Source organism: Clostridium sp. NSJ-49 (genome assembly GCF_014287725.1).
Lineage (GTDB): Bacteria > Bacillota > Clostridia > Clostridiales > Clostridiaceae > Clostridium > Clostridium disporicum_B.
In genome coordinates, this window is the sequence record NZ_JACOOP010000113.1 from 1 (window position 1) to 956 (window position 956).

The window sequence follows — 956 nt, forward strand, 5'->3', positions numbered from 1 at the left end:
TGTTAATAAAAAGGAAGATAAGATTTGTTCTCTAAGCAAGCTTAAACGAGCTAGTTAGCTCTTTAACAACCTAATATTTTACATTTTATTATCCTCATAGGGATAGTCTGCCCTTTTTTGGTCACTTTATTACTAATAATCCTAATTTTCCTATTTTTTCATCTCTAATTAATATTCACTTTTTAAAAGATCAATTATGCTCATCTCTAATAAATCATATTATTATTTGTTTATAAATATACATATAATCACCTTAATTAATTTACATCACTTAGGTTAATACTTATTTCTCATATTCATACATATAATAATTACACTTTTCCATACCTAAAGACTCATAAGTCTTTTGAGCATTATGATTTTCAAATTCTACATATAGCCTTACACCACATATATTTTCATCTTTATCACACATTTCTTTTACATGATTGTACAATCTTCTAAATACCCCTTGTCCTCTATACTCCTTATCTACATATACACTTTGTACCCATATAAATAAACCATTTCTCCAATCACTCCATTCATATGTATACATAATTTGCCCCACTACTTCATCATTTATTTCACAGACATGATACACACCTTTTCTTTTATCTTCTAGTAATGCTCTTACTCCGCTACGTAATATATTCTTATCTAATCTCTTGTCTTCTGTCTCAAAAGCTAAATTATAGTTAAATTCTACAATCCTTTCTAAATCTTTAAGTTCAGCTTTTCTAATTATCATACATTGCCTCCTATTTCAATCCTTCGATCTGTTAAGTTATATGAACATTGCTCTTCTCAGCCCAAGGAAATACAATAGGTTTGCGATACTAAATAATACCCCCTTCGAAAAGGAGAGAAGAACAATGAGCAAAACTAATATAAAATGCCCACGCTGTAATTCTGATAAACTATACAAGTTTGGTATGAATAAGCAGGCTAAACAAAAGTATCAATGTAAGCAGTGT

The 956-nt window shown here is 29.1% G+C and carries 2 protein-coding genes; one reads left to right on the plus strand and one right to left on the minus strand.

Annotated elements, in window-relative coordinates:
- Window positions 1-283: 283 nt before the first annotated feature.
- Window positions 284-730, minus strand: a complete 447-nt coding sequence (locus tag H8S10_RS17910; RefSeq protein ID WP_055267898.1) for a GNAT family N-acetyltransferase — start codon at window positions 728-730, stop codon at window positions 284-286.
- Window positions 731-854: 124 nt separating this feature from the next.
- Here H8S10_RS17910 and H8S10_RS17915 point away from each other — a divergent pair.
- Window positions 855-956, plus strand: a 102-nt coding sequence (locus H8S10_RS17915) for an IS1 family transposase (RefSeq protein WP_347707662.1), incomplete at its 3' end; no start/stop codon positions are given.

Bases quoted from the DNA above. Each gene is read 5' to 3' on its own strand.
- H8S10_RS17910 (WP_055267898.1), bottom strand. From the start codon at position 730: ATGATAATTAGAAAAGCTGAACTTAAAGATTTAGAAAGGATTGTAGAA.